Source organism: Sphingomonas sp. 10B4 (assembly GCF_035019905.1).
GTDB classification, from domain to species: Bacteria; Pseudomonadota; Alphaproteobacteria; order Sphingomonadales; family Sphingomonadaceae; genus Sphingomonas; species Sphingomonas glacialis.
In genome coordinates, this window is record NZ_JASJVC010000172.1 from 1 (window position 1) to 821 (window position 821).

The 821-nt window shown below is 63.6% G+C and carries 1 protein-coding gene; it reads left to right on the plus strand.

Annotated features, from left to right (window positions below; all coding sequences use genetic code 11):
- Nucleotide 1: 1 nt before the first annotated feature.
- The coding region (locus QN347_RS19320) for an IS630 family transposase (protein WP_323494339.1) at nucleotides 2-821 on the plus strand (820 nt) is incomplete at its 3' end.

The following is an 821-nucleotide window of genomic DNA, read 5'->3' on the forward strand; positions in this document are numbered from 1 at the left end:
TATAGTCATCGACCTTGCGTCGGCGGACCGAGAGCGTCTCGAGCGGATCTGCAAGGATCGTAACGCGCCCCAAAAGCACGTCTGGCGCGCCGAGATCGTGCTTTTGAGCGCCGAGGGGATTGGCACCAGCGAGATCATGCGCCGGACGGCCACATCGAAGACATGCGTGTGGCGCTGGCAGGAGCGGTTCATGCAGGAAGGGGTGGAGGGGCTGCTCCGCGACAAGACCCGTCCGTCGCGCATCCCTGCCTTAACTGCGGAGGTTGTCGCATGGGTAGCGAGCCGGACGCATGAGGCGCCGCCGGGTGAGACGACCCATTGGACAGCCTCGCTGATGGCCCGTGAAGCCGACATCAGCGCCAGTTCGGTTCACCGGATCTGGCGCGCTCACGGCCTCCAGCCTCACCGCGTTCGGCAGTTCAAGCTGTCCAATGATCCCGAGTTCATCGACAAGCTTCGCGATGTCGTGGGCCTTTATGTCGCGCCACCCGCCCACGCGATCGTCCTGTCGTTCGACGAGAAGAGCCAGATCCAGGCCCTCGACCGATCCCAGCCCGGCCTGCCGCTGAAAAAGGGGCGAGCCGGCACCATGACCCATGATTATAAGCGCAACGGCACCACTACGCTCTTTGCCGCGCTCAACATCCTCGACGGGACCGTGATCGGTCGCAACATGCAGCGGCACCGCCACCAGGAATTCATCCGCTTTCTCAATCTGATCGAAGCGCGCGTGCTCGCCGGCAAGGCGATCCATGTGATCCTCGACAATTACGCCGCTCACAAGCACCCCAAGGTTCGCGAGTGGCTCGAGCGCCACCCGC